Source organism: Chengkuizengella axinellae (genome assembly GCF_030730905.1).
GTDB lineage: Bacteria > Bacillota > Bacilli > Paenibacillales > KCTC-33759 > Chengkuizengella > Chengkuizengella axinellae.
Genome location: NZ_JAVAMP010000002.1, coordinates 314,233 through 338,275, shown reverse-complemented (window position 1 = coordinate 338,275; position 24,043 = coordinate 314,233). Strand labels below are relative to the sequence as shown.

23 protein-coding genes and 1 other annotated feature are annotated in these 24,043 nt (G+C 34.4%); of the genes, 5 read left to right on the top strand and 18 right to left on the bottom strand.

Going from position 1 to position 24,043, the window contains the following annotated elements; genetic code table 11:
• Positions 1–50: 50 nt before the first annotated feature.
• The 6 genes from Q5Y73_RS07240 to leuC form a co-directional block, all read right to left on the bottom strand.
• The gene (locus tag Q5Y73_RS07240; protein ID WP_305991190.1) at positions 51–3,707 is read right to left on the bottom strand and encodes a dynamin family protein; all 3,657 of its coding nucleotides are present in this window, start codon (positions 3,705–3,707) and stop codon (positions 51–53) included.
• Between the two features lie 234 nt (positions 3,708–3,941).
• Positions 3,942–4,211, bottom strand: a complete 270-nt coding sequence (locus Q5Y73_RS07235) for an NAD/NADP transhydrogenase alpha subunit (RefSeq protein WP_305991189.1) — start codon at positions 4,209–4,211, stop codon at positions 3,942–3,944.
• 23 nt (positions 4,212–4,234) lie between these two features.
• Positions 4,235–4,897 (bottom strand): endonuclease III, encoded by a 663-nt coding sequence (gene nth / locus Q5Y73_RS07230; protein WP_305991188.1) that lies wholly within the window; start codon positions 4,895–4,897, stop codon positions 4,235–4,237.
• Between the two features lie 54 nt (positions 4,898–4,951).
• A complete protein-coding gene (locus Q5Y73_RS07225; RefSeq protein ID WP_305991187.1) occupies positions 4,952–6,457 on the bottom strand; it encodes an N-acetylmuramoyl-L-alanine amidase family protein in 1,506 nt (501 codons plus the stop codon).
• Positions 6,458–7,054: 597 nt separating this feature from the next.
• A complete protein-coding gene (leuD, locus tag Q5Y73_RS07220; protein ID WP_305991186.1) occupies positions 7,055–7,639 on the bottom strand; it encodes a 3-isopropylmalate dehydratase small subunit in 585 nt (194 codons plus the stop codon).
• Positions 7,640–7,702: 63 nt separating this feature from the next.
• Positions 7,703–9,112 carry a 3-isopropylmalate dehydratase large subunit gene (gene leuC / locus Q5Y73_RS07215; RefSeq protein WP_305991185.1) on the bottom strand — a complete coding sequence of 470 codons (1,410 nt, stop codon included), beginning with the start codon at positions 9,110–9,112 and terminating at the stop codon, positions 7,703–7,705.
• A gap of 176 nt (positions 9,113–9,288) precedes the next feature.
• Here leuC and Q5Y73_RS07210 point away from each other — a divergent pair, with 176 nt between their 5' ends.
• Positions 9,289–10,188: a LysR family transcriptional regulator gene (locus tag Q5Y73_RS07210; protein ID WP_305991184.1), complete on the top strand. Its 900-nt coding sequence runs from the start codon at positions 9,289–9,291 to the stop codon at positions 10,186–10,188.
• Here Q5Y73_RS07210 and Q5Y73_RS07205 read toward each other — a convergent pair.
• The 4 genes from Q5Y73_RS07205 to Q5Y73_RS07190 form a co-directional block, all read right to left on the bottom strand.
• Positions 10,185–10,976 carry a carbon-nitrogen family hydrolase gene (locus Q5Y73_RS07205; protein WP_305991183.1) on the bottom strand — a complete coding sequence of 264 codons (792 nt, stop codon included), beginning with the start codon at positions 10,974–10,976 and terminating at the stop codon, positions 10,185–10,187. The genes Q5Y73_RS07210 and Q5Y73_RS07205 overlap by 4 nt on opposite strands.
• Positions 10,977–11,059: 83 nt before the next feature.
• A complete protein-coding gene (locus tag Q5Y73_RS07200; RefSeq protein WP_305991629.1) occupies positions 11,060–11,935 on the bottom strand; it encodes a YitT family protein in 876 nt (291 codons plus the stop codon).
• Between the two features lie 96 nt (positions 11,936–12,031).
• Positions 12,032–12,217: a hypothetical protein gene (locus Q5Y73_RS07195; RefSeq protein WP_305991182.1), complete on the bottom strand. Its 186-nt coding sequence runs from the start codon at positions 12,215–12,217 to the stop codon at positions 12,032–12,034.
• Positions 12,218–12,231: 14 nt separating this feature from the next.
• A complete protein-coding gene (locus Q5Y73_RS07190; RefSeq protein ID WP_305991181.1) occupies positions 12,232–12,849 on the bottom strand; it encodes a LysE family translocator in 618 nt (205 codons plus the stop codon).
• A gap of 140 nt (positions 12,850–12,989) precedes the next feature.
• Positions 12,990–13,205: a binding site (T-box leader), on the top strand.
• 176 nt (positions 13,206–13,381) lie between these two features.
• Between Q5Y73_RS07190 and proB the strand changes: the two genes are divergently transcribed.
• From proB to proC, 3 genes are all read left to right on the top strand, one after another.
• The gene (proB, locus tag Q5Y73_RS07185) at positions 13,382–14,491 is read left to right on the top strand and encodes a glutamate 5-kinase (RefSeq protein WP_305991180.1); all 1,110 of its coding nucleotides are present in this window, start codon (positions 13,382–13,384) and stop codon (positions 14,489–14,491) included.
• A 104-nt stretch (positions 14,492–14,595) separates the two neighbouring features.
• A complete protein-coding gene (locus Q5Y73_RS07180) occupies positions 14,596–15,843 on the top strand; it encodes a glutamate-5-semialdehyde dehydrogenase (RefSeq protein WP_305991179.1) in 1,248 nt (415 codons plus the stop codon).
• A gap of 15 nt (positions 15,844–15,858) precedes the next feature.
• Entirely contained in the window at positions 15,859–16,710 is an 852-nt protein-coding gene (gene proC / locus Q5Y73_RS07175) for a pyrroline-5-carboxylate reductase (protein WP_305991178.1), read from the top strand.
• A gap of 314 nt (positions 16,711–17,024) precedes the next feature.
• Here the strand turns inward: proC and Q5Y73_RS07170 are convergent, their stop codons facing one another.
• Together Q5Y73_RS07170 and Q5Y73_RS07165 are read right to left on the bottom strand one after the other, a co-directional pair.
• Positions 17,025–18,359 (bottom strand): glycoside hydrolase family 30 protein, encoded by a 1,335-nt coding sequence (locus Q5Y73_RS07170; RefSeq protein WP_305991177.1) that lies wholly within the window; start codon positions 18,357–18,359, stop codon positions 17,025–17,027.
• Positions 18,360–18,460: 101 nt separating this feature from the next.
• Complete coding sequence (locus tag Q5Y73_RS07165; protein ID WP_305991176.1) at positions 18,461–19,246, bottom strand: DUF4037 domain-containing protein; 786 nt, start codon at positions 19,244–19,246, stop codon at positions 18,461–18,463.
• A 259-nt stretch (positions 19,247–19,505) separates the two neighbouring features.
• Here Q5Y73_RS07165 and Q5Y73_RS07160 point away from each other — a divergent pair, with 259 nt between their 5' ends.
• A complete protein-coding gene (locus Q5Y73_RS07160; protein WP_305991175.1) occupies positions 19,506–19,970 on the top strand; it encodes a hypothetical protein in 465 nt (154 codons plus the stop codon).
• A 55-nt stretch (positions 19,971–20,025) separates the two neighbouring features.
• Here Q5Y73_RS07160 and Q5Y73_RS07155 read toward each other — a convergent pair whose 3' ends face one another.
• The 6 genes from Q5Y73_RS07155 to Q5Y73_RS07130 all read right to left on the bottom strand — a co-directional run bounded on the left by Q5Y73_RS07155 (position 20,026) and on the right by Q5Y73_RS07130 (position 24,001).
• Positions 20,026–21,087 carry a DUF6687 family protein gene (locus Q5Y73_RS07155; protein WP_305991174.1) on the bottom strand — a complete coding sequence of 354 codons (1,062 nt, stop codon included), beginning with the start codon at positions 21,085–21,087 and terminating at the stop codon, positions 20,026–20,028.
• Between the two features lie 62 nt (positions 21,088–21,149).
• The gene (locus Q5Y73_RS07150; protein ID WP_305991173.1) at positions 21,150–21,674 is read right to left on the bottom strand and encodes a YfiT family bacillithiol transferase; all 525 of its coding nucleotides are present in this window, start codon (positions 21,672–21,674) and stop codon (positions 21,150–21,152) included.
• 82 nt (positions 21,675–21,756) lie between these two features.
• Positions 21,757–22,320 (bottom strand): hypothetical protein, encoded by a 564-nt coding sequence (locus tag Q5Y73_RS07145; RefSeq protein ID WP_305991172.1) that lies wholly within the window; start codon positions 22,318–22,320, stop codon positions 21,757–21,759.
• A 63-nt stretch (positions 22,321–22,383) separates the two neighbouring features.
• The gene (locus tag Q5Y73_RS07140) at positions 22,384–22,761 is read right to left on the bottom strand and encodes a hypothetical protein (RefSeq protein ID WP_305991171.1); all 378 of its coding nucleotides are present in this window, start codon (positions 22,759–22,761) and stop codon (positions 22,384–22,386) included.
• A gap of 116 nt (positions 22,762–22,877) precedes the next feature.
• On the bottom strand, positions 22,878–23,327 hold the full coding sequence (locus Q5Y73_RS07135) for an NUDIX hydrolase (RefSeq protein WP_305991170.1): 450 nt from the start codon (positions 23,325–23,327) through the stop codon (positions 22,878–22,880).
• On the bottom strand, positions 23,327–24,001 hold the full coding sequence (locus Q5Y73_RS07130; RefSeq protein ID WP_305991169.1) for a YgaN family protein: 675 nt from the start codon (positions 23,999–24,001) through the stop codon (positions 23,327–23,329). Before Q5Y73_RS07130 ends, Q5Y73_RS07135 begins: the two co-directional genes overlap by 1 nt.
• Positions 24,002–24,043 lie beyond the last annotated feature (42 nt).

The window sequence follows — 24,043 nt, the reverse complement described above, 5'->3', positions numbered from 1 at the left end:
ACTTATATACTACAATTCAATTGTGTATTCATAACATATAGATTCACCAATTACATTGCTTTTAACGCATCTACCTTCGCTTCAATTTCTTTTATGTCTAATTTCATTTCTAGGGCAGAAATAAATCCATCGACATGCTCCTGCACATCGTTTTTCTGTTTCATTATCATTCGTTGAATCCAGCTTCTCATTTCGCTAGTTGCATGTTCAATTAATAATTCTTCATGTTCTCTAATATAAGATTCTATCACGGAACTCAATTTCTTTTCCAAGTCTATCTTAAGTTTACCTTTTCCTTGCCCTTCAAAAAATGACTTCGGATCTTTAAATTGTTTTACCAACCAGTTCAAATCCATTTCTATATCTCCTAAAGATTCTTGAATAGAAGGAGCATGATAGGTTTGTAAATTCAAAGCTTCTGTTTCAAACTGCGGAAGTTTTAGAGCAGTGTGTTGTATAAATTGGTTATTCATACCTTTTAGCTGTTCATTCATATAGTTTTCCAATCTTAAGGTTGTCGCCAAAACCTCTTGTGAACAATTCATGGATAATAAACGATGGAGCTCGTTCCAAGCTGAATGTAGTGCTTGTTTTAAACCTTCCTTACGGCCCATCCCAAAATCTGAAGGATGGAAGGATACATTGTACAGCTCCCCAAAACGATACATTACACGTTGTTTTACATAATATAAAAGTTCCTTTATTTCTTTTCTCAACGATTTTTCTTCAAATTCGGACAAGTTAAACTGAATGAACCATGTATTCAATTCTTCCATAGTCGCGGATAAGTGTTTAACCTTTTCTTTCCTAAGTTTACCCTCTTGAAGAGCATTGTTTTTCCATTGCTCTAACGTATTCGTTGCTCGATTCAATTCAATATTTGCAGCTTGAATGGCCATCTCCGTCAATTCTTCATCCGTAAATCTAATAAAATCCATTTCAAATGCAGTAATTCCAGCGTTTTTCATCGCTTGTTCATCACCTGATTGTTTACTCTCTAGGGCCTTTAAGCTAGATAATGGGTAAATCCTTGGATTTCGTATTTCATGCTGTGCTAAATTGTGTTTTACATGCTCCTCAACAGCTTCTAATTCCTGTTTTGACGACGCTAAATCTGCTGCATTTAAAACAAAAAACATTTTATCCAACTCAAATTGATCTTTCACTCTTCCTAGCTGCAGCAAAAATTCTCGATCTGCCTGAGAAAAGGCATGATTATAGTAGGTCACAAAAAGAATAGCATCGGCATTTTTAATATAATCAAATGCAACACCTGTATGTCTAGCATTTATGGAATCTGCTCCTGGCGTATCCACTAGAATCATACCAGAATCAGTAAATGGACAAGAATAATATAATTCAATATATTCAACGTAGCAGGATTTACTTTCGTCCGCTGCAAAACTCTGAAATGTATCGATATCCACTTTTAGTTCTTGACCTAAATCTTGCTTAATATCTTTCCATCCATTTAATGCTGCTTTTAAAAATGCATAGTGAGGTTTTGCTTTGCGATGAACCCCATTTGCTTTAATTTTTGAAATCTGCACAAAGGATTGATCTATTCCCATGTTTTGAAATCCTAATTGTTCCATTGCATATTGAATTTCCTCTAGAATAACCTCTTTTGTTTTTATTTTCACTTTTGCTATACCATGAGACCATTTTTCATCAGGTGGCATAATTTTGATAACGGTTGCTGTGGTTGGATTAGGTGAAACAGGAAGTAAGCGTTCACCTAATAATGCATTAGCAAAAGAGGATTTCCCTGCACTAAATGCTCCAAATAGAGAAATAGTAAAACGTCGATGGTTTAAACGATTAGATTTTTCAAGCAAAGAGCTGCTTAATGAGTTCATAGCAGGTAGATCTTTAATCATTTTATAGGCTGTATTTAGTTGGTCTATCGTTTTTGTTATTTTTTCTCTTGTTTCCTTTTTTGAAAAATTGGAAGTCAGCTTGTTGTGTTTTACTGGAGAAGATTGTTCAACATTAATAGAAACTTCCATTCCCTGTCTTTTACTTTTTAATTCAGAGCTCTGAGATTCAGTTTTAGATTTTGAAGGAGAATATTCATTTAGGTTGGGCATAATGACAGCTTGCTTATCCCATTGAATAATAGAAAACAATTTTTGTTCATATTGTGTTTCTCGTTTATTTATCTCCTGTAGTTGTTTAAAATCAACTAGTTGTTTTTGGATTTTTTCAATTTCATTTTGAAGTTCTACCATTTTTTCTTGATATGTATTTTGTGAGATGTCCAATAAAAGATTCGCAATATTTATGGCTCTTTTGCGGTATATTTTTTTCATTTCCTCGGAAATATGTTTTGAAAAATTTAATGTATATTCATTTGAAAACGCTGCTCCTGTGTTGACTTCCCCCATTAACCATTCTGGTGAAAGCTTTACTTCTAATTCATCTATTTGTTTTTGCACTTCTGATTTCATACTTTCATTTACAACCTGTGCATTTAAACGTTGATTTAATAAATCTTTCAAATGCCACATAATGTGAGCCTGTACTTTTTCAGAAAAATCCTCAAAAAAACGATTCAATCGTTTATCATGCTCTGCTTTAATTTTTCCTTTTGTAGAAAACAGCCCCATTCTAAAACCAGGTTGTCGACTTTGCAAATATTCATGTGCCAAGTCTCTCGTAGCTGCTGGAATCACGTTTGCATTTTGCAAAAGATCACTGATCTCATATTTTAGTTGATCTAAGTACTTTATTGAAGTTTCTTCTATTTCATTTCTATTATTTGTTAAAATAGATAGTTCTTCTAAAAGTAAATCACTGTTTTCACTATTTACAGTAAGCTGCTGCTTTTTCACTTCATTTTGTTCTTTTTTGGCTTTCATATGTTCGTTTAAAAGAAACTCGATAGATTTTTCCACATTCGAAATAAGTAAACTCTCCCGAATTTGCGTTAAACATTTCAGATACCACTTAAGTTGATCAAACTCATTGAAAATATAGTCATCTTGTTTGACGGAAATGAAAAATATAGCTTCAGGATGGATATCCCAATCACGAAATGCTTGATTCACGCTTTGTTTGAAATCAGAAAAGGACAATTCTTGATCCTGATGTTTGTCTATTTGATTTACAATAAAAATGAACTTTTTCTCCTGCTCTTGTAATCGTTTGGCAAAAGAAAAATTGATCTCTGATTGAACATGATTATAATCCATCACATAAAACACGATATCAGCTAAGTGCAAAGCAGATTCAGTAGACAATAAATGAGCTTCATCAGTAGAATCAATACCTGGAGTGTCTAAAAAATGAACATGGTCTTCGAGCATTGGAATCGGATATTGAATCTCTATAGATTCAATTTCAGAACCATTTTTACCATATTCCTGCAATTGTCCTAATTCAATTTGTTCAATACTTTGCTTTTTTTGAACATCTCGATAGTGAAGCACAGCCTTAGGATCACCATTCGATATAGCTACTAAATTAGCACTAGTGGGTATCGGACTAGAGGGTAAAATAGGATGTCCGCTTAACTTGTTAATTAGGCTTGATTTCCCGGCAGAAAAGTGACCGCAGAATGTAAAATATAAATCCGAAGCTTCTAATTTATCAGCTAATTGCTTCAATTTTTGTCCAGACTCCGTATCTTTTGACACTTCCATTACATTGCTTAACTCTAAAATATTTTCAGCATATTTGTGAATTGTTTCCCCTACGATTTTCAAAGCAGTTAACTCCTTTTATTCCTCTATCTTAGACCTATGTAAATATTCCGTTGAAAGTTAGACTTTTTTATTTATTTAAAAACTCGCCAAATTGGCGAGTTTTTTTCAAATAACATGAATTGCTCTTTGTTTTTTATTACTACATTAATTTACTAGTAAATATTTATTCTGTGATTCCTGAAAAGTATTCGAACTATACTCAAACACTTAATGTCGCTTTTTGGAGTAAATCCATTATACCACAGTTTCTTTTTCTGGAATTAATATTTCAAAAACTTCTCCATGTTGAAAGATGGTAATATCTTCTTCTTTCACTTTCATTACAACAACCTCTGGTTTGTCTCTCATACGATCTATGTACTGCATTGGAACTTCACCTGAATCACTCACCGTGATTCCTTCGATCACTTTTTCCTCGTCTTCAGCTAATGGTGTTCTTAATATCTCTTCAAATATATCGGAAAACTCTTCAAAGCTTTTAGTGTAAACTGTTATACATTTCATAATTTCACTACCTTTTTTATTTTTTACTTATCTTTCCTAAGATCTTTCTTTTTCATTCTTTTTTTTCCTTCTCTACATAAATCAAGTAAAGGACAAATATCACAGGCTGGATTTTGTGCTTTGCAATGATATCTTCCGAAAAATATAAGTCTGTGGTGTGTCTCTGTCCATTCTTCTTTAGGAATCTTTTTCATTAATTTTTTTTCAACTTCTAGAACAGAGTCCTTCCAATTGGCTAACGCTAATCTTTTAGAAACACGTTCCACATGAGTATCCACAGCAATAGCAGGAACTCCAAAAGCATTGGACACTACAACATTTGCTGTTTTCCTCCCCACTCCTGGAAGTTCTACGAGTTCACTATGTAATCTAGGTATTTCACCATCATATTTTTCAATAATCAACTCACATAATTTTCTTATGTTTTTTGCTTTATTGCGATATAATCCTATTCTTCTTATATCAGATTCTACTTCTTCTAGAGAAACATTCAGGTAATCTTGTGGAGTTTTATATTTTTCAAAAAGATCTACTGTTACTTTATTCACCATCTCATCTGTACATTGAGCAGAGAGCAGCACAGCTATCGTTAGCTCAAATGGATTCGAGTGATGCAACTCACAATGAGCTTCTGGAAACATGTCTGCTATGGTGTCTAGTACAACCCTAATTTCTTTTTTATTCATGATTCCTCCAATATAAAGTACCAAACTCTAACATGTTAAAAACCTCTAAAAATGTTATTCATTCAAGTAAAAATCTCTAAGCGCCTCTACAATAGATTCAGCCACACGATTTTGAAAGTCATCAGTCAACATCAAATCTTCATCGTGTTTAGTTGATAAATAGCCAATTTCCAACAAGGCAGCTGGCATATCCGTTTTATCCAAAACTCTGTATTTCACTTCTCTTAACTCACGATCAGGAAGTCCTGCTGCTTCTACAACATAACCGTGGATAGTCTGAGCCAGATCATAACTTTGATCAGACCAATAATATGTTTCTGTACCACTGATATTTAATTTTTCATGTATATTACCATGAATGGATAAAAACGCATCTGCACCTAGTTCATTTGCATATGCTGCACGATCATCCAATTCAATTTCCACATCATCGTTACGAGTCATGTATGGCTGAAAGTATGGGTCTTCATCAAGAAGATCGTATAGCTTTTGCGCAAATTCTAATGTAAAGTGTTTCTCTACTCTTGATGAAACACTGCCTGTTGCCCCTGGATCATCTCCTCCATGACCAGGATCTATTACTATAATAAAAGGATCTTCAACTACGATCTCTTCATCTGGATGATTATTGTTTGACTGAGATGCAGTATTCGTCACTCCCAATAATACCTTTACTTGATTATCTTCCGGAATTCCTATCATACTATACTCTATATTTTCATGTAAATCAACGACAATTCGAGGATATAAATCTTCAAACATGGCATATCGAATTGATTTTACATCTGGATGATCTACTTCAATAACCCCATTATAAGTACCACTTTCTTGATCCATGAAGGCGGGTCCGAATGAGCTTTTTTCAAAGTCTATTACAATTCGATCTGGCTCTGGCAAATAAAAACTTGAATAATCTAATGGTGTACTTCCTTGAAAAACAATTTCATCTTCTAACACTTCAATCTCATAAAGAGTAGGATCTCCAGCATTCGTTTGAAGAACGATATTATCACTCGTTAAGTTAGACTCTGGTTTTATTTCTGGACTCTGTGTAGATTGTGTCCCAGTTGAGCTATTCGTTTCAACTAGAGGTTCAGGTTCGGGATTTGATCTTTTGCTGCTTGAAATTTGTATTCCGTCTTTGTTCTTATATACATAAATAGATTGAGTGAAATTATCCCAAATATATTTTATTCCAAAGTCTTCACTCATAATTTGTATTGGCAAATAGACCTCGCCTTGAATCATTTTTGGAGTATTCTTCATCTCCAATGTAGAACCATTCAGATATGCTGTACTGCGATCCATGTAGATATCTAAATTGATTTGTTTATTTTGTATATTTACATGATTATTGCTAGATTTCCATTCTACTTCTGCATCCAATTCATCAATAAAAAACTCAAACGGTATGTATAAGTCTCCATTTATTTTTTGTGGTGAATCGTTTGATTTCTCACCGTTTACATACAATGATATGGAGGAATCATCTGCAAAAATCATAGAAGGAAAAACATTTAAAAATAGTAAAACAGATAGTAGAATGGAAATACGTTTCATAGGTCACCTCGAAATGATATTTTTATAATTTAATGAATTAAAAGTGTAACGCAGCGTTAGCTCTGTAAATTCCAATTCATGAATGTGATGATTATAAATTGAAACAAATATACTTAATAAATACTAGAATTCAACTTAACAAAGCCCACTTCACTACGTGTAAATCATAATTCTTAACGTCTCTTATTCTAGCACTAGCAATGAAATGTTACTCACTACTATATTCTAGCAAAATAAATGAAAGAATGACAATAAGATTTTAAATTCGACAAACACTTTATTTACTAGACGAAAAATTGAAGGAAAAGTTGCGAAAATTAGTGCAAAAATACTAGAAAAAGAGAACTTCCCCCACTAAGCGCTAGATGACCTTAAGAGTTGCTTTGCCACAGGGCTTTATCCGTGCCAATTCTCTATCAGTTATTTCAATAAAACCACTTGAGATAGTAAATATAATCCTTTTAATAGTACTAGTATTTTAAGAGCACACCATTTTTTTTAAAACCCGCATAGCAAAAAAACAGTTCGCTTATTTCCCCACATAAAAACGAAGGAAGCGAACTGTTTTCTTTTCATACAATCCCTAGACTCTAATTGTTATCTTTGCTCATATGCTGCAATTTTATCTTCATATTGCAAAGTTAAACCGATATCGTCTAAACCTTGAAGCAAGTACTGACGACGATGTTCATCCAAATCAAAATCTATTTTTAATCCGAGATCATCTGTAATCACTTTATTTTCTAGATCTACATTCAGCTTATAGCCATCGTTTGCTGCTGTACGTTGGAATAAATCCTCAACTTGCTCTTCAGAAAGTTTAATAGGTAAAATACCATTTTTAAAACAGTTATTATAAAAAATATCTGCAAATGAAGGAGCAATAACGACTTTAAATCCATAGTCTAAGATCGCCCAAGGTGCATGTTCACGGGAGGAACCACATCCAAAGTTCACTCGAGATATCAAAACAGAAGATCCATTATATCTCGGTTTGTTCATTTCAAATTCAGGATTCTCATCTACACCATTTTCTAAAAATCTCCACTCATAAAATAAAAATTGTCCAAATCCTGTGCGTTCAATTCTTTTTAAAAATTGTTTAGGAATAATCGCATCTGTATCTACATTTACACGATCCACAGGTGCTACAATTCCAGAATGTTGTTTAAAAGCTTCCATTAATTATTCTCCTCTCAAATCTATCAATTTGAATCTAAAAATATCTTTTAAATCATTATATTTTTATTGAAACTGCCACTCTCTCACATCTACGAAATGTCCTTTAATTGCCGCTGCAGCTGCCATTGCTGGGGATACTAGATGCGTTCTACCACCTCTACCTTGACGACCTTCAAAGTTACGGTTAGATGTTGATGCACAACGTTCACCTGGATTTAGAAAATCAGGATTCATAGCCAAACACATACTGCATCCAGCTTCTCTCCACTCAAAGCCAGCTTCTTCAAAGATTTTGTCTAAACCTTCTTCTTCGGCTTGGATTTTTACTCTTCCTGAACCTGGTACAATCATAGCATTTACATTAGATGCTACTTTGTAACCTTTAATAACTTTAGCTGCACTTCTTAAATCTTCGATTCTACCATTTGTACAAGATCCGATAAATACACGATCGATTTCAAGCTCGCTCATTTTAGTTCCAGGCGTAAGGCCCATATATTCAATTGCTTTTTCAGCAGCTTTGCGTTCGTTTTCAGTAGTAAAGTCAGTTGGGCTAGGAACTGAAGCTGTTACGTCTGTTCCCATACCTGGACTTGTTCCCCACGTAACTTGCGGTACTAAGGATTCGGCGTCGAATTCTACAACACGATCATATACTGCACCTTCATCAGTTGCCAGACTCTTCCAATCTTCTACTGCGCGATCAAAAGCTTCCCCATGAGGAACATGCTCTCTACCTTTTAAATATTCAAAAGTAGTTTCATCTGGTGTAATTAGACCCGCTCTCGCTCCTGCTTCTATAGACATATTACACACTGTCATTCTTTCTTCCATAGAAAGGCTGCGAATAGCTTCTCCTGTATATTCAACAACATATCCAGTAGCAAAATCTGTACCATATTGTGCTATAACACCTAAAATTAAATCTTTTGCAGTTATACCTGGTTTTAATTTACCGTTAATGCGAACTTCTAATGTTTTTGGTTTAGCTTGCTGTAAACATTGTGTTGCAAGAACATGTTCAACTTCACTTGTACCGATACCAAATGCAAGAGCACCAAACGCACCGTGTGTAGAAGTATGGCTGTCACCACAAACAATCGTTTTACCAGGGTGAGTTAATCCAAGTTCCGGTCCCATTACGTGAACTACACCTTGATCCAAGCTATTTAAGTCATATAGTGTTACTCCGAATTCCTCACAGTTTTTAGTTAACGTATCAATTTGTTGTTTTGATACAGGATCTGTAATGTTGAAACGATCCTTTGTAGGAACGTTATGATCCATTGTAGCAAAGGTTAGATCAGGTCTGCGAACTTTACGACCTGCTAAACGCAAACCTTCAAAAGCTTGTGGAGAAGTTACTTCATGAACTAACTGAAGATCAATATATATAATGCTTGGTTTTCCTTCTTCTTGATGAATTTCATGGCGATCCCAAATTTTTTCAATAATCGTTTTTTTAGTAGACATCAAATTTTCACCTCTTAATAAAATCTTATACATAGTTTAACATTTCTTTATTCATTGATCCAAGATATAATAGTTATAACCTTTATAACTTTTACCTATAACTATGAAAATTAATACAAAGTAATTTCTATTTATTCATTATAAAATGAATTTAATATGAAAGGCAGGAACAAATAATGGAATTAAGACAGCTGCAATATACCATCCAAATTGGATTAGAAAACAACTTTTCTAGAGCAGCGGAAAAGTTGCATGTCGCACAACCTTCTCTTAGTCAACAAATCGCAAAGTTAGAGAAGGAATTAGGTGTAAAATTGTTCAATCGAAATACAAATGCTGTTGAGCTGACGCATGCAGGAACTGTATTTGTTGAAAAAGCACATAAGGTTATGGATTTAATAGAACAAATGAAAAATGAAATGGAAGACATTTCTCAAACCCGGAAAGGTAAACTAATCATAGGTAGTTTACCTATTACAGGATCGCATATACTACCACGTGTCCTTCCCATCTTTCAACAAAATTATCCAGGAATAGAAATCGTACTAATTGAAGAAAGCTCTACCAACTTGGAAATTTTAACTTCTCAAGGACAAACAGATATCAGTTTGTTATCTTTGCCGATGCAAGAATCATCACTTACTTATTATCCTGTGATTGATGAAGAAATCATCCTTACTGTTCCTCCCAAGCACCATCTAAACCTTAAACACCATGGCCAAAAAAGAGAGATCGATATTAAAGATTTAAAGGATGAACCTTTTGTTATTCTAAAAAAGGGACAAGGATTTAGACAAATTACAATTGATTTATGTGAGCAAGCAGGATTTACACCTAACATTGTTTTCGAAAGCAGTAACATTGAGACGATCCAATCTTTAGTAGCCGCAGGAATGGGCATAGCTTTTGTACCCTATATGGTTACGCAAACGAAGTGGAGTCACTTTACTCCAATTCATTTCAATTTAAAACACCGTCCAAAACGTACACTTGTTATTGCACACCAAAAAGGCAGATACTTGTCCAAAGCAGCGGAAGCCTTCATAGAAACTATGATGGATGAGATGAAAATTTAATATAAAGACGGTCTTCTATCCTCAAATACAGGAATCGTGTCACGTACAGTCTGTACTATATCCAAATCTATCGTTGCTTGTAATATGGTCTCCTTATCGTCAGCTTCTTTGATTACTTCTCCCCAAGGACTAATGATCATAGAATGTCCTGGAAAATCTTCTCTTCCACTGCTTCCAATTCGATTACAAGCAACTACATACATTTGATTTTCAATCGCTCTCGCCATCAATAATGTCCTCCAATGATGAAGTCTAACATCAGGCCATTGAGCTGGAACAAACAAAACCTTTACACCTTCCAATGCTAATTTACGCACAAGTTCAGGAAACCGAATATCATAACAGATAACCATGCCTACTTTAGTACCAAACAACTCAAAAATGCCAACACTATTTCCACCTACATAATAACGATCTTCATACATCAATTGAAATAAATGTATTTTAGAATAATCTGCAATAAAGTTCCCACTTGGATTGCAAACGTAACTGATATTATGAACTTTTCCATTGATCTTTTCAGATATTGAACCTGCTACAATATGTACTTGATGTTTTTGGCTCATTTCTGAAATAAATTGTTTTGTTCTCTCTCCATACGTCTCTGCAAGAGTTGAAACATTTTTTATAAAACTGGTATTCCACATTTCTGGGATCAAGATCACATCTGGTTTATCTGAACTTGCAACTGCATTTTCTATCATCCTTGTTACTTTATTGATGTTTTCTTCAACCAATCCTTTTTTAACATCAAATTGCAAACATGAGATGTTCCAATTCACCATCATTTTTTATTTTATTCCCCTCTAACTTAACTCATCCACACAAAGTTTTCTTTGCGCCAGTATTGAGCTTTTAATCTTTAGTGATTTTAATGAATATCTCTCTTCTTAAATCTTCCACCCTTTACATCATGAATATTGCCGATGGCAAGAAAAGCCTCAGGATCTAACTCATCCACAATAGACTTTAGTTTGGCTTCTTCCAATCGAGTAATAATACAGAAAATAATCTTTTTATCATCACCTGAAAAACCACCTTCTCCACTCATATAGGTGACGCCACGTCCTAGACGAAATAATATCGCATCCCCTACTTCTTTATGGTTTTCACTAATGATCCATACCGATTTTGATTCATCAAATCCGTTGATCGTAATATCAATCATTTTAAAAGCGATAAAATAGGCAATTAGTGAGTACATGGCACGTTCCCATCCAAACACAAAACCTGCACTACCTAGAATAAATAAGTTGAAGAACATTACAATTTCGCCTACGGAGAAGGGTGATTTTTTATTCACCAGAATAGCAACGATTTCTGTTCCATCCAATGATCCACCATATCTTAGTACGAGACCAACTCCAAATCCAAGAATCGTACCTCCAAATACAGCAGCTAATAAAGGTTCATCTGTAGCCATTTCTGCTGAATGTAAAACAAAGGTACCAATAGACATTATAAAAACACCAAATAAAGTCGAAATCGCAAACGTTTTACCAATCTGTTTATAACCAATAAATAGAAAAGGTAAGTTTAAGAAAAATAAGAACACACCTAATGGAATATTGCTCAAATATGATAAAATGATGGATACCCCAACTATTCCTCCATCAATGATTGTATTCGGAACTAAGAACATCTCTAACGATACAGCTACTAAAGTTGCTCCTAAAAAAATGAAAAATATACGTGTTAAGATTTCTCGTAGTGATATTTTATGATGTTGTCTTTGATCTTTTTTCATACTTTTTTCCACTCGTTATAATCCCCTCTTTAAATAATTTTGATATGTATAAATAAGATTGCTTAAATAAAACTTATGATAAACCTCAGTAATTAATTATGAATTATTTTTATCCAACTTTTCATTTATACTTTTCAATTCTTTTTTTAGGTCTATGAAAAATCTAATCCCCTTATATGTAACTAACATTATTCCTATTACACCTGCAATCAGTATAATCAGCAATAAAAAAGGCAATATTGTTGGAGATTCTTCAAGAGGAATAAACTCTACATTTAACATCCATTCTCACTCCTCTAAAAAACTGAAAATACAATAGTAATAGCAAATAAAATGAGTACAATTCCAAAAATGCGATCAATCCAATACGCATATTTGTTGTAGTATTTCCTAAATATAAAAGTAGATGCAATAACGGCTATTGTGCTAAATAATAATCCTACAGTTAGAACCATTTCCAATCCGTATAACCAACGAATTTGTGTGCCCGTTTCTGGGTCTATAAATTGTGAAAAAATACTAACAAAAAATAAAAGTGGTTTCACATTAAACACACTAATTAAAAAACCCTCTCTAAAAGCTTTGAAAAATGGTTTCAACTCTTTTTGTTTATCCTGATCTTCATTTTTTTCACCTTTCGATGGTGAAGACTGAATCGCATTAATCCCAATCCACACAATATACAGTGCCCCTATAATTTTAATACCTGTGTTTAAACTAGGGTACTGGTCTACCAAAACTGAAATTCCGATAATTGTTAAACTAATGTGTACAACGTTAGAGGCTGCAATACCCAAAGCAGTAGCTAAACCAATTCGAACACCGTAACTAAGACTATTCTTAATGACAACAAACAAATCAGGACCAGGGGTGATCCCAGCAAACAAAGCAATAATAAAAAGTTCAATAAACATGTACAATCTCCTCTTAAGCTTATCTTTCATATGTGGTATAAATCAAAAATAATTATACATTAAAAAAAAGCGTTCGGCATTAAAATTTATACTTATTTGGGATTTACAAACGTTATTCCCCGTGATATCCTAATAAAAAGCAAAACATAGTGATGGGATTAGTAGGTTAGTCACTTCTGTTCAGAGAGTAAATTTCCAGGCTGAGAAAATTTACCGTGAAGCCTTTCCGAACCTGCCCCAGAATGGTCAATGAAAGTTGAACAGTCCCCTTCTGTTATCAAGGGATAAAGTTGGATAAATGATATTTATTTATCAACGAAGGTGGTACCGCGGAAGCACAGACTTTCGTCCTTTATTGGATGAGAGTCTTTTTTGTTTTCAAAAAGCATCTTGAGACAAATCACCATTTAACGAAAACTCTTGCATAGTGTATATCAGCTCAAATTATTATTAGAGTCGGCAAGTTCTCAAGAGACACCGATTGACTTTTCGCAATATACAAGGGATAAAAATACAGGAAGTGTGATTATTTATGCAGCAAAGAATCGTCGTAAAAATCGGAAGCAGCTCACTAACCACGGCTGAAGGAGAACTGGATTATGCGAAAATTGAATACTTTACTAGTGAAATCGTACAGCTACGCAAATCCGGATATCAAGTGTTATTTGTTTCATCAGGAAGTGTTGCGGCTGGATTTAAATTAATCGGATATAGAAACCGTCCCAAATTGCTGCAAGAAAAACAAGCATCTGCAGCAGTAGGGCAAGCGGTGTTAATGCAAGCTTATTTAAAAGCATTTGAAAAGCATGGTTTTAAAACTGCTCAAATATTATTGACCCGCAATAATTTTACAAATCGCAAGCAGATGCGAAATGCTTTCAGTACATTTGAAGAATTATTACGTCAAGACACGATACCTATCATAAATGAAAATGACACTGTATCTGTTGAGGAATTAAAATTTGGGGATAATGATTCTTTATCTGCTCTAGTGGCTAATTTAGTAAAAGCAAAACAACTTCTCATTTTTACAGATACTGATGGTTTATATACAGCTGATCCTCGTAAAAATCTCAACGCAAAAAAAATCCAACGTGTTGATGAAATAAATGAGGATATGTTCCGCATAGCTGGTGGAGCAGGTTCATCTGTAGGAACTGGTGGGATGCGTTCAAAAATAGAAGCAGCTAGAATTGCTATGCGTGGTGGAGTTCCAGTGTTTGTAGGAAAAGCAAACGAACCTTCAGATATGCTGCAAGCAGTGAAACAAGATGGGAAAGGGACTTACTTTGATACAGCATTACACAATTTACCTACAAAAAAACAATGGTTGGGGTTCCATTCAGTTCCCAAAGGAATCATAACAGTAGATCAAGGAGCAGAGCAAGCACTTATAATGGGAGGAAAAAGTTTATTACCAGCAGGTGTTATTCAAATTTCTGGAGATTTTCACCCTGGTGACGTTATCGAGGTAACAAATCAGTCTGATAAAGTCATTGGTCGCGGGGTTGTAAATTATGCTTCATGGCAATTAAAGGCTGTTGTTGGAATGTCAACTAATGAAGTAAAAAAAAGAATTGATGTCAATCGAATTGAAGTCATTCACCGTGATGAATGGGTGACCTTACAGCTTCTTAATTAACTCCCATAACACGCTTTAAAAGAGAAAAGAAAACCATTATAAGCTGATCATTAATAACACAGTATAAAAGAATAAACGAAACATACTAAAAGGAGGTATTCATAATGAGTGAAGTAAAGCAAAAGGCAGAGCTTGCCAAAAAAGCTTCTATGCCATTCATGTCTTTAACAACAAAGCAAAAAAATGATGCTCTAAATGCGATGGCAGATGCATTAGTTGAACATCAAGATCTCATCATCTCTGCTAATGAAGAAGATTTGCAAATGGGAAGAGACCACGGATTAAGCAAATCATTACAAGATCGTTTAGCCATTAATGCTGAAAGAATCAAAGACATGTCAGAAGGTTTAAGGCAAATTGTTAATTTGAAAGACCCGATTGGGGAACAATTAGAAGAAATAAAAAGACCAAATGGATTAGTCATATCCAAGATAAGAGTCCCTATCGGTGTAATTGGCATGATTTACGAAGCTCGTCCGAATGTAACTGTTGATGCTGCTGGACTAAGCTTAAAAACAGGTAATGCTGTAGTATTGCGAGGAGGTTCTTCTGCATTAAAATCAAATCAGAAGATCGTTGAGGTATTACGTCAGGCATTACGTACCACAGATATATCAGAAGAAGCCATACAATTGATTCATGATCCCGATCGTGCTTCAGTGAATGAGATGTTAAAATTAAACGGCTTATTAGATGTGGTTATCCCAAGAGGCGGGGCATCTCTCATTCAGAATGTAGTTCAAAATGCCACAGTTCCAGTTATTGAAACAGGTGCAGGAATTTGCCACACGTATATAGATGAATTTGCAGATCCTCAAATGGCAATCAACATCGCTTTTAATGCAAAAGTGCAAAGACCTTCTGTATGTAACGCCATGGAAACTTTACTTGTACATCAAAATTTTGCGAAAGAGCATTTTTCAGCACTTGCAGAAAAATATCGTGAAGCAGATGTTCAGATAAAAGGAAATGAAGAGGCCAAAAGGATTGTTTCTTGGATCGAAGATGTTTCAAATGATGACTATGCAACTGAATATAATGATTATATTTTAAATGTTAAGGTAGTTCGCAATATAGATGAGGCGATTGAACATATTCATACTTACGGAACAAAACATTCAGAATGTATTGTCACAAAAAATCAAGATCTCGCGACACGTTTTCTTCAAGAAGTCGATGCAACTTCTGTATATCATAACGCTTCAACACGATTTACTGACGGTTTCGAGTTTGGATTTGGAGCAGAAATTGGTATAAGCACACAAAAGCTGCATGCACGTGGCCCTATGGGATTACCAGCCTTAACTTCTACAAAATACAACATCTATGGCACAGGGCAAATTAAAGAGTAGAAAGGTTGATTCATCTTGAATATTTCAACTAAAAAAATATGTTTTATCGGTGCGGGTTCCATGGCTGAGGCTATCTTCAAAGGTTTGGTTGAAAAGGAAATTTTACCAGTTCAACACATATCAGTTACTAACCAGCAAGATCAAAATAGATTAAATGAATTAAATATGTTATATGACATTCAAACAAGCAACAATGCAGTGATCAAAAAAGATTTGATCAAACAAGCAGACATTCTTGTATTAGCTATGAAGCCAAAGGATGCTGAGAGTGCGTTTCAAGAATTAAATCCTTTATTAAACGAGACACAAATTATTGTTTCTGTTATTGCAGGACTTACCATCGAAACTATCCAAGACTTGTTAAAAACGAACAACCCAATTGTTAGAACCATGCCAAATACTTCGAGTTCTATTGGTTTAGGTGTTACAGGCATCAGCTTTTCATCGAATGTGAATGAAAAGCAGCAGCAGCTTTCACTGGAAATGTTTGATGCTATAGGTACAACTTGTGTAGTTCCTGAAAATAAGTTAGAGATATTAACTGGTGTATCAGGAAGTGGACCTGCTTATTTCTATTACATGATGGAAGCCATGGTTCAAGCTGGTGTTTCTGGAGGGTTATCTGAAGAACAAGCCATGGATCTAACAAAACAAACCATACTAGGTGCTGCTCATATGGTGCAAGAAACGGGTGAACACCCAGCGGAATTGCGCAGCAAAGTAACCTCTCCTGGAGGCGCTACAGCAAAAGCTATAGAAGCCTTAGATTCTCATCATATTCACGAGGCTGTTCAAAAGGCCGTTTATGCTTCAGCTGAAAAATCCAAAGAGATGGGCGAAATGATTAAAGTGAGTTTAGTTAAATAAAAAAACTTTTAGTAATAGGACTGATATTATATAATCAGTCCTTTATACTGTGCCAAACTTAAACAGATGTACAATAAGGGAAATTATAGCCTTATTCACATCAACTATCCCCCCTTCTATTTAGGGTGTAATATGAGTTGAAATTCTCTATGTACCAGCTCAAGAATTATATTGTTTACCTTTCTTCTTTTTTGGCTGTAACTCCTCATATAATCCGCTCAATATAAAAAACAAAAAAACATGGATTTTCATAACGAAAACCCATGTAATTTCATTAAAATATGGAATTTGAAACAATATTATAAATTTCTATATTACAGAATAAAAGTTGTAATTGAATGCTCAGGAACTACAACCTCTGCACCTTTTTTATCATGAACTAATGAAAATTCTTGTAAATGGTCACGCTCATTTTGTACTACAACCGCAATACTTCCATCTGTATTTTGAAACGCAGTTGCATAAACATTTTCAGGCAAGTTCATTGAATGTTGAATTCTTTTTGCACCTGGACGAATAAACTTGGAAAAATGACCGATATAGTAATAGGAACTGTTAATAATCAACTCATCTTTTTGGCGGTCTGCAAGAATTGGAGCATCACATAAGTTACCTACATGATTTGGTCCTCCTTCTTCATTCAACACCAAGTTCCAATCCAACCATCCTCTTGACCAGTTGTTAAAATCACCGATAATGTTACGACCATATCTTTCACCAGTAAACCACTCACCTGGTTTAGGTCCACCCTCTTGACAACCTTCTGTAAATAAGATGTGCTTGTCTGGGAAAAGATCATGTATGACAGATAAGTTCTCAAACTCTTCACTCACATACCAGTGATTTCCAGTTCCCCAAACATATTTTGCTGCTTCTTCATCACGAAGAACTGTAGATGCTCTTTCTACAATTTCATCACGGTTATGATCCCAGATGACAATCGCTTTTTCAGCCATACCTGCTTTTTCAAAAGTTGGTCCAAGATGATCTCTTACAAAATCACGCTCATCTTTAGATGTATAAATACATGAATCCCACTTTTGAATTGCTGCTGGTTCGTTTTGTACACTTACACCCCAGATGTCAATTCCTCTATCCTTCATTCCTTCAATGAACTTCACATAATAGTTTGCCCATGCTTGACGGAATTCAGGTAACAGATATCCACCATAGTTCATTTCCTTATTCGATTTCATAAACGCAGGAGGTGACCAGGGAGATGCTAAGATGGTTAATTCTTGTCCTGCTACTTTTGTTGCATCATTAACCATTGGCACGACCCATTTATCTTCGTGTGACATATCATAAGTAGACAACTCAGTGTCTCCTTCTTCAATGTATGTGTAGTTTCCTAATGCAAAGTCGCAAGAATGAATATGCACTCTTCCTAATGTATAACCTAATCCTTCTTTCGGATCAAAATACTTTTTGATTGCTTCAGCACGTTTTTCCTCTGACATTTCACTTAATGTATATGCAGCTGCTTCTGTGAATGCTCCACCAAAACCCATATGTTCTTGAAATGTTACTTCAGGATTAATAGCTAGCACCGGTATGTTATTATTGAACTCTTCTTTTAAATGTAATGATTGCTTTTCAGTGAATCGATCACCAGTATTTTTTGCTGTTCGAATTACTTTTGCTTCCATGTTTGCACCTTCTTAATTTTAGTATAGATAATTAATGAAATCGATTTCGATCTCTTTTCTGATATTATACATGCTGTTATGAATATGAACAAGTAAAAACTCTATAAGTCTGCAACTGGAGCTGTTCCATCCATCCAATTCCACTCACTTTCAACCATAAAACGATTGGGCCAACCTTCTTTAATCTCAGGCCACTTTGTGAATTCAAGCACACATTTACTAAATAGCTCAGCATTCTCTTTATTAGGCTCGGACAATAAAACATCTGCTAATTGCATGAAATCTTTCGGTTTATCTTCAACCTCACTCAATTTTCTCATAAACCACTTATGATAAGGGTAAATAATCTTATTATGAGCTAAAATCATTCTGCCACCAAATAAAACAAGTGATGATACGATATGCATCATTAAATATTTATCGTTTCGTTTTTCCGCTTCATTGACATACCATCTGGCTGCCTCAAATTGAGTATAGAAACTTTCAATCTTTTGTTGTTGCTCGTGTTCTGGATATGTGGTTACTTGTTGTAATAAAGGCTCTAGTTCTTCTGTTTTAGAGAAGCCTACAGTCACATTGCAAAAAGCAAACCTTGCTGGCTCGCTTCCACGTTCAGCCACATCCTTTAAAAACTGCAAACTCGTAAATTTACCGTCTACATATCCACCTTCGTAATCACAAAAATCACCAGACCAATAATATAAATCGTGGTTTCGTTTGCGAGTTTCAAACTCATCCTCGGTTACAACAAGCATAAAATCCACATCAGAATTTTCTTTTGCATATCCTTTTGCTACAGATCCCCCAATTAATAATGCCAATACTTTCGGCTCTTTTTCGAAATGGTGAATCAGCTTATCAATTACTTTTTTATGATGCTCATACATAGTTTCACCTTCTTTTCAAAAATGATTCTTTATTTGATGAATAAACTCGAAGATGACTGACGCATTGATTTAATTATAATCGGTGGCTCCTCCCTATTAAATTACCATTCTAGTAAAATCTTTATGTTATTTTGGGATTTAAGCTTTTTTCATTATTTTTATTTAAAATGAAACTTTTTCCGTTTACGATAGTCATATTATATATAAAGAAATAAAAAGGCAGATTTAGAGTTTATTTTGAAAAGGACGAGAGGATTAAATGATAAGAAATAATAAAAGAATAATATTCAAACTTAGCAAAGAACCAACTTACAATGGGAGATCCTTAGAAATTGGGGTAGTTGGAGATAAAGTGTTCCCTGCATTTGATCGTATCACATATACAAGGGTAGAACTTGACTCTCTAGTTCCTGAGGAATCACAATTTGACGCCATTTTTATAACAGAAGATGCTTTTCTACAAGCAGACAACGTTAAATATGTTCCATTTTTTAATCAAGTATTATATCCGATTTATTTTATTGGAATGGAAGATCATATGTCTTTTGCATTTACTTTTGAGGAAATAACTCTTGATATGGCAAAAAACGAAAACAGTGCTTATATCCAAGGAATTAAAAATGAAGCAGATGGCACTCGTAAGAATTGGGGGGTATATAGAGAGCATTCAGAAACAATGAAAGAGTTACTTTTGATCCTTTTTAATGACCCATTTCTCCATTAAGATAGCGCGGTGATTCATTTCATGCATTTCCATAATAAAATGAATCACCATTAATTTAAAAAGCTTTACTTAACTTTGAAATCACTTCGGATGGAGAAATAGAACTCACGGATGGTTTATCTTCATTCAAAAAGGATAAAATAACTGGAAAATCTCGTCCCTCTATGCTTTGAAATGGGCTTAATTGTTTAGCTAAAATCCATTGTCCCGCTCCCTTTTCAAGATGATTCAACTCTGTGATAGCATCATTTAAAGGTTCATGTCCATAATAATATGCATTTGTACTGCCACTGAATTCAAACCCTGGTGCACGCCAAGAATGAGGCGTATCTGCCCACATATATCCTGGATACCATAAATCGTAATACCAACCCTCAGCAGTTTCGGCTGAAACTAATTGTACCTTTTCTCGATCATAATAATTTCTAACCGAAGGAATTAACCACATATTATCCTGCAATAAGTCATTAAAACGAGGAATTTTAATTGCTTTTTCTAAATCTTTTTCCACTAACTCTTTTGGAATCTGATAACTTACAAAATGTTCAGAAACAATCCGCCTTTGAATTTCTTCTGATTTTACTCTATTCAGAGATTTCTGTAAGGCTTCTAAACCATTAATAATGACAGAGTATGATGTTTCTTTTTCAATTAACTCAAAAACATTATCAAAACATACTGCATAAATTTCCTTTATATCTTCTTTCCCTTTTAATTCAAACATCAACTTCGTAAGACCTTGAAACAAAATTTGGCTAGAACGCTCAGAATACCCCCAAAAATCTCCAATCTCTGCCGCTCCAATAATTGTATTTCGATGTTTTAAGGCGAATTCACTATGAACTAACGTAAACACTGACAATATGCCATCTACATCCAAATGGTTGTTTATAGCCAAGTCCCATTCCTTTGAGGATTCCTTTGCAACAAAATTCATACATATTTCAGTTGAAGTATCTGCTCGATATATATCAGGAGTTTGATTAGGAATCCAATGACTTAATTCAATGTCTACTCCCTCTCGAAAAGTATTGTCTGGTGCTCCATCCGTAAATATCGTCTTTTTGCTTGGAGGTCTCTCCGTTTCACTCCCAATGATATAAAAATTTGGTATCACTTGCTTTATACCTCCTATTTAAATGAATCTCAATTTATTATCCTACATAAAATAGAATTTCATTATTCCCATCCCATTCTTGATTTTAAACTTGTTATATGTGCTGTATGATGTTCACCATGCCAAGCGTAAATACCAAGTGCTGTTTTCAAACTCACAGAACCTAACTCAGGATGAATGAACGTACTTTCGAAATTGTTGGGGGACAGTGATTTTAGTAATGACACCCATTTATTATGTAACGATTCAAACAAAGTTAATGATACTTGGATATCTTCAAAGGAGTCGCTTAATTGTGCCCACCCCTTTTGGTTATAAGCTTTTATTGTAGGTGTATCCTCTGTTAATGTCCACTTAAAACGAATGAAACCATTCATATGACTATCAGATAAATGATGAACAACTTGTCTAATCGTCCAACCTTCAGGACGGTAGGGAGTATTTAACTGTTCTTCGTTTAAACCTTCAACTGCAGCTCTGAGAATTTTTGGTGCCTCATCCATTTGTTGAATCCATAAATTTATCTGGTCCTCTGTAATTTCTCCTTGATGTTCAAACTTTCCAATTGGATAACGTAGAGCTTCCATTTATTTTTCCCCCTAAACATTTTTTGGGTTTAATTCTAAAGCCACGGAGTTCTATATCATGTATGGTGAATTACACTTTTTCTCATTTCAAATCATCCACCAAAGAAGCTTTTAAAACAAAAACCCAATCGTAATTCAACAATTCATCGCTATTATCTATATAATCCTCTTCTGTTGAGAAATACCCCCAAATAATAGCTTCGTTACCTTCTAAAATTTTTATCTCATCCTCTATATAATGAATACCACTTGGACTATTTACATCATCATCAAATTCTATGTTAAATATATAAGTACCAGATCCACCATCGTTCAAATCTTCGGAAGTAAAGATTAATTTCTTCAATTCTTTTTGATCTTTATGATCCTGAATAGAAAATGAGATCTCTTTATTTTTTTTTATATCAAATCTTAATAATCCCCTAGAATCAATCAGTTTTCCTTTTTCATATACTTCTATTGAAAGATTCATAAATTTTTCTGGACCTGAGTATTTTACCTCAAACCTTCCAGTAAGCCAATCTAAATGAGGTTCTAAATACTTCGTATCTTCCTTAAAAAAATCAATAGGCTGTATGGTTAACATACCCGACTCAAATTCAGAATCAGACGTACTCTCGCAGCCAATCAAACTTACTAGAATCAAAAAACAACTCACAATAATAACATATCGTTTTATTATTTCCACCTCCAATACTATACCTTAACCTTAATTCTCATCTATCAAAGTCAAACCACATGAAGGACACTCCATCTGCTCAGAATGAATTCTAGAATTACAAGCAGGACAAGTTTCATATTCAATTATATTTTCTTGTTTAATAGGCTTTTTATGAACTATAAGTTTCTCCGCATAATCTCCTATGCTCTTTCCATCAACTTCAACTACGATTAATTCATCGGTATAAACCCATTGAATATTACCAAACTCATCACTAACTGAAGCAACAGGGATCTCATCTTGCTCTTCATGCGGGAACAAATCACCACCTAAAAAACCTGGCCTGCTAGCCTTATAAGCTCCAAATCCTGTACCTAACAAGATGTATCGTTTCCCACTAGGTTTATGTAAAACAACTGTTGCCATAATACAATCCCTTCCTACCTTATGTATTTTTTTATATCATATGAACTAGTATTATTACTACGATTCAACACACCGTAAACTTTCTCCTCAATATAGGTACTTAAAGAAAGTTCACTTTATATCTCCATTGCTTTTTTCAATGCCCATCTATGATGTGCATGCACTAAGTCCTGCTTTGCTTTGGAAGTATCCATCCAGCCATATGTTTCATCTGGTTCAATAGATTCTTGTACCTTTTCGACGATTCTAGCCATATAAAAATAACCAATCATAAAATAATAAGTATCATATGTTGGAGAATAAAAATAATTTCCCGCTGAACCAAGAAAATCACCTAATTCAATCTTGCAGCCGATTTCTTCTAAAGCTTCTCTATGCAAGCATTGTTCAGGTGTCTCCTTATTTTCAATACCTCCACCTGGCAAAAAATAATTCCCTGTTTTTAAGGATTGAACCGTCATAACTTGATTTTTTGTTTCATTAAAGATGATGGCATATGCACCAGGTCTAGTGATATATGTCTGGTCCGTTTTTTTCTCCCCAAAAACTAATTCTACTTTTTCCATTATTTGATTTCCTTTCCGTAATCCGCTTCATCCATGAGAGCTATTTTCACAACAAAAGCAAAATCATAATCTTTTTTTAAATTTTCTTCTGTTAGAATATCTGGATTTATAATACTATTTTCATTGACCAAATAAGCCCATACTACTGCTTCTTCCTTTTCATTTAGATTCATTTTTTCATGAATACTCCAAATTGTGCTTGCAGCCATATCAGGTCGTTGGAGTTCTGGCATATCATCAGAATAAGCACTAGATGCTGATCCACTATTTTCGACAAGTGAAAGACCTAAACTATAATCTTGTATATCACTCGTATCTTCATCCATTAGTGAAATTAATAACTTGCCATTATAATCACCAAACATGACTGAGCCCATCGAACCATTAGAACTTACCAATTCTCCACTTTTATATATGTCATAAGACAATACAATCATCTTATTTTCTTCACCTGTATATTCGATATTAACTTTCCCGGTCTGCCAATCGTCAAAATGAGTTGCTAAAATTTGCGCATCCCCTTTCATAAATTCAGCAGGACTAATAGCTAAAGTAGGGACAATTTCTGTCTTTACTTCCTCTGGCATTTCAATAACAGCTTCTTCGTTATTACAGCTTGATAAAATAATTAAGATGAAACAACTAAATAGAAAGAACTTCATTCGTTTTTTCATTTCATACTCCTTATAACATGTCTATCATTTATTACATATATC